The 7,084-nt window shown below is 47.8% G+C and carries 6 protein-coding genes (1 of these 6 only partly in view); 2 read left to right on the top strand and 4 right to left on the bottom strand.

Annotation, left to right across the window (positions count from 1 at the left end; genetic code table 11):
- Together NWAT_RS03790 and NWAT_RS03785 are read left to right on the top strand one after the other, a co-directional pair.
- Positions 1 to 1,111: the 3' portion of an OapA family protein gene (locus NWAT_RS03790; RefSeq protein ID WP_013219836.1), read on the top strand. It extends 329 nt beyond the left edge of the window; the window shows 1,111 of its 1,440 coding nt (coding positions 330-1,440); its start codon lies beyond the left edge, outside the window; its stop codon occupies positions 1,109 to 1,111.
- A 12-nt stretch (positions 1,112 to 1,123) separates the two neighbouring features.
- The gene (locus tag NWAT_RS03785) at positions 1,124 to 2,254 is read left to right on the top strand and encodes an anhydro-N-acetylmuramic acid kinase (protein ID WP_013219835.1); all 1,131 of its coding nucleotides are present in this window, start codon (positions 1,124 to 1,126) and stop codon (positions 2,252 to 2,254) included.
- On the opposite strand, the gene gcvPA is transcribed toward NWAT_RS03785, so the two are convergent.
- The 4 genes from gcvPA to glgC form a co-directional block, all read right to left on the bottom strand.
- Entirely contained in the window at positions 2,218 to 3,576 is a 1,359-nt protein-coding gene (gene gcvPA / locus NWAT_RS03780) for an aminomethyl-transferring glycine dehydrogenase subunit GcvPA (RefSeq protein ID WP_013219834.1), read from the bottom strand. The genes NWAT_RS03785 and gcvPA overlap by 37 nt on opposite strands.
- Positions 3,577 to 3,599: 23 nt before the next feature.
- Entirely contained in the window at positions 3,600 to 3,992 is a 393-nt protein-coding gene (gene gcvH / locus NWAT_RS03775; protein ID WP_013219833.1) for a glycine cleavage system protein GcvH, read from the bottom strand.
- 31 nt (positions 3,993 to 4,023) lie between these two features.
- Entirely contained in the window at positions 4,024 to 5,505 is a 1,482-nt protein-coding gene (gene malQ / locus NWAT_RS03770; protein ID WP_013219832.1) for a 4-alpha-glucanotransferase, read from the bottom strand.
- A gap of 259 nt (positions 5,506 to 5,764) precedes the next feature.
- Complete coding sequence (gene glgC / locus NWAT_RS03765; RefSeq protein WP_013219831.1) at positions 5,765 to 7,036, bottom strand: glucose-1-phosphate adenylyltransferase; 1,272 nt, start codon at positions 7,034 to 7,036, stop codon at positions 5,765 to 5,767.
- Positions 7,037 to 7,084: the final 48 nt, after the last annotated feature.

The raw sequence follows: 7,084 nt of genomic DNA, 5'->3' as shown, positions 1-7,084 counted from the left end.
TACCATCAAGGAAGGGGATAATCTCTCCCGTATTTTTGCACGATTAGGCTTAAGCGCCCGCCAAGTCCATGAGGTAATGTCTCTAGGAAATCCCGTACGTTCCCTGGCTCGTCTGCGCCCAGGACAATTGCTACAAATAAAGCTTAAAAAAGATAACGGTAGCCGACGATTAACAGCCTTACGCCTTAATTTTAGCCCTATTAAGTACCTCGAAGTCCTGGCTGAAGAGGATAAATTCAAAGCTAAACAGATTAGCCGAAATATCGAAACTCGCATTGAAACCATCGCGGGATCCATTAAAAGCTCTCTTTCTGAAGATGGCCTTCAAGCCGGGCTTACCAATAAGCAAGTCATAGAGCTAACTCAAATTTTTGGTTGGGATATCGATTTTGCACTAGATCTAAGACCTGGAGATAATTTCAAAGTACTCTTCGAAGAACATTATTTTCAAAATAAAAAATTGCAAAATGGGCCTATTCTCGCCGCCGAATTCACCAATCATGGCAAAACCTTCCAGGCCATTCGTTACACTGATGCCAGCGGCCACACTGGCTACTATACTCCCGCAGGGCTAAGTATGCGTAAGGCATTCTTACGTACACCCGTTAATTACGCGCGTATTAGCTCCCATTTCAATCTCCGGCGTAAGCATCCCGTTCTCAACCGAATCCGTGCCCATAAAGGAGTTGACTACGCAGCCCCCATTGGAACTCCAGTTAAAGCCGCTGGTAACGGCAAAGTTCTATTCGTAGGCCGTAAAGGAGGGTACGGCAAAGCCATCGTACTGCAGCATGGCGCTAAGTACAGCACTCTCTACGGACATCTATCTCGTTTCAAACGCGGGTTAAAGGCGGGAAACAAAGTCAAGCAAGGCGCAACTATCGGCTATGTAGGCCAAACGGGTCTTGCCACGGGTCCTCATTTACACTATGAATTTTTGGTCAACGGCGTCCACCGCAACCCACTTACGGTAAAATTACCCCAAGCCGCGCCTATCCCCCATCAACTCAAACAAGATTTCCAAAAACATGCGGCCAAATTAGATGCGCAATTGGATGCCGCCGATACCGCTATCGTCCTAAACCAGTCAGTCAAACATCAACCAAACTAGGTTAAAGGCAGCATGGCTCAACGTTACATTGGTTTGCTGTCCGGCACTAGCATGGATGCCATCGACACCGCCTTAGTAGAATTAGAACCATTTCGGATTCTAACCACCCATAGCATTCCTATACCGCTAGCACTGCGGCAGCAACTATTTGCTGTCATTGAGCGCAGTACAACCTCCCTAGAAGAATTAGGGACTTTAGACATTCGCCTTGGGCGCCTTTTCGCAGAAACTGCTCTTGAACTATTAGCCAAGGCAAAATGCTCCGCTACTGACGTCCAAGCCATAGGGAGCCATGGGCAAACCATCTACCACTGGGCCCGTGGTCCAGATCCTTTTACCTTACAGTTGGCCGATCCTAACACTATCGCAGAAATAACGGGTATCACCACAATAGCCGATTTCCGCCGCCGCGATCTTGCAGCGGGAGGACAAGGAGCTCCTCTAGCCCCCGCTTTTCATGCTGCTTTTTTAAGATCCTCCCATCATCATCGGGCAGTGCTAAATATCGGTGGTATGGCAAATATTAGCTTTTTGCCTACTGCCCGAAGAACACCGATATGGGGATTTGACACAGGCCCAGGCAATGCCTTGATGGATGGTTGGATAAACCGCCATTTAAATCAATCCATGGACCGAGAGGGTTGCTGGGCAGCCTCGGGGCGAGTCAACAAAACGCTATTACGCTACCTACTGGCCGATCCCTATTTTTCCCTTTCTCCCCCCAAAAGTACGGGCCGGGAATACTTCAATCTAGTCTGGCTGGATCGTGCGCTTATCAGAACAGGAATGAAACTTTCTTCCCCAGATGTCCAAGCAACTTTATGTGCTCTTACTATCACTAGCATAGAACTTGCGATTCAAAAATTTAGCCCCCAAACGGAAGAACTTTTGGTTTGCGGTGGAGGCGCTAACAACAAGGCTTTAATGGAGGGATTACAGAAGCAGTTAGTGTCCTGTCGGGTCGCCACAACCGAAACTTATGGGATTCATCCCCAGTGGGTAGAAGCCTGCGTCTTTGCCTGGCTAGCAAAGCAAACCTTGGAAGACCGCCCCGGGAACTTACCTGAAGTAACCGGGGCTAGACATCCCGTTATTCTTGGCGCTATTTATCCCGGCAATATAGCAGCTAGCTCCCGAGCATAAAACTCAATATCTTCTTCAGTCCGGAGTTCAGTAGCACATACTAAGAGGGTATCGCTTAATTCCGGATAGGCTTGTTCTAGCTTTATTCCGGCTAAAACTCCTCCTTGCCCTACGTCAGACAACACTTGAGAGGCGGAAATGGGGAAGCGTAACACTGCATCATGGAAAAAAGGCTTTTCAAACACCTGCTCCACTCCGGGAAGCGCCGTTAACCGCTTGACTAGAGCTATAGTATTAGCGTGACAAGCAGCGGCAACTTGGGCTAACCCTTGGGGACCTAGCAATGCCATATATAAAGTAGCCGCCGTCACCATCAAACCTTGGTTGGTACAAATATTCGAGGTAGCTTTAGAACGGCGAATATGCTGCTCTCGGGCCTGCAACGTGAGGGTATATCCTGACTTACTCGCTAAGTCTACGGTTCGGCCAACAATCCGCCCCGGTAACTGACGAACATGGGCCTGCTTACAAGCCATGAATCCAAAATAGGGTCCACCGCTAGCAAGAGGTATTCCTAAAGGCTGGCCCTCGCCGCAGACGATATCAGCACCCACTTCACCCCATTCACCGGGTGGTTTCAATAAAGCCAGCGAAGTAGGATTAACAACGCCAATGACGAGTGCTCCTTGCTCATGAGCCCAATTGGTTAGGGTATCTACTTCTTCCAAACAGCCAAAATAGTTGGGTTGCGGGATGACTAAAGCGGCAAAATCCTTTGGGATGGATTCCAAAGCTTCCGATTCTATAACGCCACTACCGAAATCATAAGGGATTTCTTGCAAGGAAATCCCTTGATCCTCCACTAAGGTAGCCACCACCTGGCGGTAGACAGGATGAACCGTTGCAGGCAGAAGCACACAGGTCGATTTACCCCGGCGGCTCAGGCGGACCGCCATGAGCACGGCCTCGCCCAAGGCAGAAGCGCCATCATAGATAGAAGCATTGCTTACCTCCATACCCGTCAGCGCCGTCATCATGCTTTGATATTCATAAATAACCTGGAGTGTGCCTTGGCTCGCTTCCGCTTGATAGGGCGTATAAGCACTATAATATTCGCCCCGTGAGGTAATTTCCCAAACCGCTGCTGGAATATGATGCTGATAAGCACCCCCGCCAGCAAAACAAATCGCTGGACGGTTCTGCGCCGCTCGTCCTTGCAATAGCCGGCTTACTTCCATCTCATTCAAACCAGGAGGGACAGCATCAAAGTTGGTGGTTCTCAAATCGGCGGGAATTTCATCGAAGAGGGTCTCAATATCAGGCGCTCCTGCGGTTGCCAGCATAGCGCGGATATCTTCATCAGTATGGGGAATAAATGGCATAACATAGATCTCCTAATACGGCATTAACCCTCGGCAGCAATCATATCAGCATAGCCTTTGGCATCGAGTAACCGATCCAAATCCGCGGTATTACTTGGACGCAACCGAAATAACCACCCCTCATCGTAGGATTTCTGATTAATGAGTTCCGGCTGATCCGTAAGCGAAGTATTCACTTCAATAACTTCTCCTTCCACTGGGGCATAGACATCAGATGCCGCTTTCACCGATTCAATGACCATGCACTCCACGCCAGCACGGACAGTAGTACCGACTTCCGGTAGTTCAACGTAAACTATATCACCTAGCATCTCTTGGGCCTGATCTGTAATACCTACCGTCAAGTCACCCTGCCCTTCTTGCCGAATCCACTCATGAGACTTGGTATATTTTAACTCTGCGGGAATCTCGCTCATAACTCTCTCCTAATTTCAATTATTATCTTACTTATAGCCGGTCATAATGCCTAACCAAATATCGTATGCGTGCTGCTAGATCGGGTTTTACCTGTGGCCAATTAAAATGCCAGCGCCAATTATTATTGTCGATCATTCCAGGTAAATTCATGCGCCCCTCGCTGCCCAACTCCAAAAGATCTTGCATTGGCACTACCGCATGCTTAGCTATTGACTGGAAAGCACATTCAATTAGCGCCCACGGCATAGGCTCAGATGGAAATCCTAGGTATTCATAAATATAGTGGCGCTTATCTTCAGAGAGCTTGTTGAACCAGCCCAAGGTAGTATCGTTATCATGAGTGCCTGTATACACTACGCAATTTTCCAAATAGTTCTCAGGAAGGTAAGGATTATCCGATCCGCCCTCAAAAGCAAATTGTAAAACTTTCATTCCAGGTAAATGAAACTGATCCCGTAATGCATCTACCGCTGGGGTAATAATCCCTAAATCTTCAGCTACCAATGGCAAAGATCCATAAGAATCCTCTAGGGCGCGAAACAGGGCTTCGCCAGGCGCTTTTACCCAACGCCCCTTAACCGCTGTTTTGCTACTAGCCGGGATTTCCCAGTAGGACTCAAGGCCACGAAAATGGTCAATACGAATAATATCGCACAACCTTAACTGGGTGCGCACCCGTTCTAACCACCAACCAAAGCCGTCATCCTCAAGACGATCCCATTGGTATAAAGGGTTACCCCAGCACTGGCCAGTTGCTGAAAAATAATCGGGGGGCACTCCCGCCATTACCGTTAACTGACCCCCCTTATCCACGGTGAAATATTCTGGTTGAGCCCAAACATCAGCACTATCGTGAGCAACAAAAATAGGCATATCACCAAAGATAAATACCCCATGCCCGTTAGCGTAATTTTTAAGCCTTGACCATTGTCGAAAGAAAATGAATTGCTCGAAGCGGTTACGATCCATCAGAGTCTCTAGCTCCTTCCCCACCACTCCAAGCTCCTTGAACGCATGTCCGTGCAGCTTTTGAGGCCATTCAAACCAAGGAGCATTATCCTGAGTCTCCCGCAAGGCTTGAAATAAAACGTAATCCTCTAGCCAAAAAGCTTGCTCACGACAAAAAGCAGCAAATTCAGCCTGCATCGCCTGGCTAGCATAGAGAGTGAAGCGGCGATAACCTTGCCATAGCGCAGCCCCACAATCGTTCAAATCGATATCACAGATACCAAACCAAGGCTCCTCAACCAAGCATCGCAAAGAGATCAATTTTGGATTACCGGCATGAACCGAGAGACATTGATAGGGAGATAGATCCTCGTGGGTTGGCCCTAGTGGAAGAATCTGCCAAACAGTAATCCCGGCTTCCACTAGAAAATCCACAAAACGGTAAGCGTCTATACCTAGATTGCTGCCTGGCAAAGACGTGACATGAAGTAAAACCCCCCCATGCCGCCGTTGAAATGGCCTAGCTTTCACCCCCCTCATCCCCTCAACAAGAATTGCCCGCATCTATGATTTTCATGGGTAGCGGAAGGTAAGAAAACCCCTACCCATGGAGAAGCAAAAAGATTATTAATCATTAAATTCGCGCTAGCTTAGTTCCCATTTATGCCGGCAAACTACAAACGCCCATCGAAGCGGGCAAAGCTATCCACTATGGGCTATTAATTTGAGGATTTATGAGTAGAGAAACACTAGCGATAAAATGCCTTTCCTAGATTCTGGCATCAAAATTAGTGATGCAGGATAAACAGTCTTTTATCCACCGTCAACGGATATAGCGGTATTTTTGACCCAGCATCTCCGGGGTTACTAAGACCACCCCTTCCTCCGTAACATAGAAACGTCTTTTATCTTCTTCCAGATCTTCACCAATCACCGTACCATCAGGTACGTTACATCCCTTATCCAAGATCACCTTCCTAATATGGCAATGCTTACCTATCTTCACATCCGGCAATATTACACTGCTAACTACCTCCGTATGAGATTGGACGCATACATTGGAGAATAATAATGAATGACCTATCCGCGCGCCAGCGATAATGCACCCCCCCGAAACCATAGAATCTACAGCCATTCCTCGCCGATCTTCGTTATCAAAAATAAATTTTGCGGGAGGCAGCTGAGCCTGGTAGGTCCATATCGGCCAATCCTCATCATAGAGGTTCAATTCCGGACTGACTCCAATCAACTCAAGATTAGCGTTCCAAAAGGCATCCACTGTCCCCACGTCGCGCCAATAGCCAGGATCCCCTCCCTGGACATCGCTGAAAGGAAAAGCAATTACTCGATAGTGGCTACGCAGAATGGATGGAATAATATCCTTACCAAAGTCATGAGAGGAACTAGAAGTATCTGCATTTTTAATCAGCTGCTCATAAAGAAAAGCGGCATTAAAAACGTAAATACCCATAGAGGCCAAGGTTTCGTCAGATCGCCCTGGTGAGGGCTGGGGGTGCTCTGGCTTCTCCATAAACTCCGTTACTCGAAAATCCTCGTCTACACTCATAACGCCAAAAGCCTTAGCCTCCTTAAGTGGGACATGGATACAACCAACGGTCATATCGGCTTCGCGCTCCACATGGTAAGCTAGCATATCTCCATAATCCATCTTGTAGACATGATCGCCTGCTAGAATGAGTACATATTCCGGGTTATGGGAGCGAACAATATCGAGATTTTGGTATACTGCATCAGCAGTGCCTGCATACCAGGAATCTTCAATTCGTTGCGAGGCCGGCATTAATTCCACAAACTCGCCTAGGTAACCCCGCATAAATCCCCAACCTTGCTGAATATGGCGAACCAGCGAATGGGCTTTATATTGTGTTAATACGCCAATACGGCGGACGCCGGAGTTAACGCAGTTAGAAAGAGGAAAATCGATAATGCGGAATTTTCCTCCGATAGGTACCGCGGGCTTAGCTCGCCATGCCGTCAAATGCTTTAACCGAGAACCTCGCCCTCCAGCGAGAATTAGCGCCAAAGTATCACGTGTAAGCCGACTAACAAAACGTGCGCTATAATTTTTTGTCATTAGTTAAAAACCTTAGCGGGGCATCCTTATCCCTTAAACCTTTATCCC

The organism is Nitrosococcus watsonii C-113 (assembly GCF_000143085.1).
Lineage (GTDB): Bacteria > Pseudomonadota > Gammaproteobacteria > Nitrosococcales > Nitrosococcaceae > Nitrosococcus > Nitrosococcus watsonii.
This window is presented reverse-complemented; position numbering and strand designations above follow the sequence as displayed.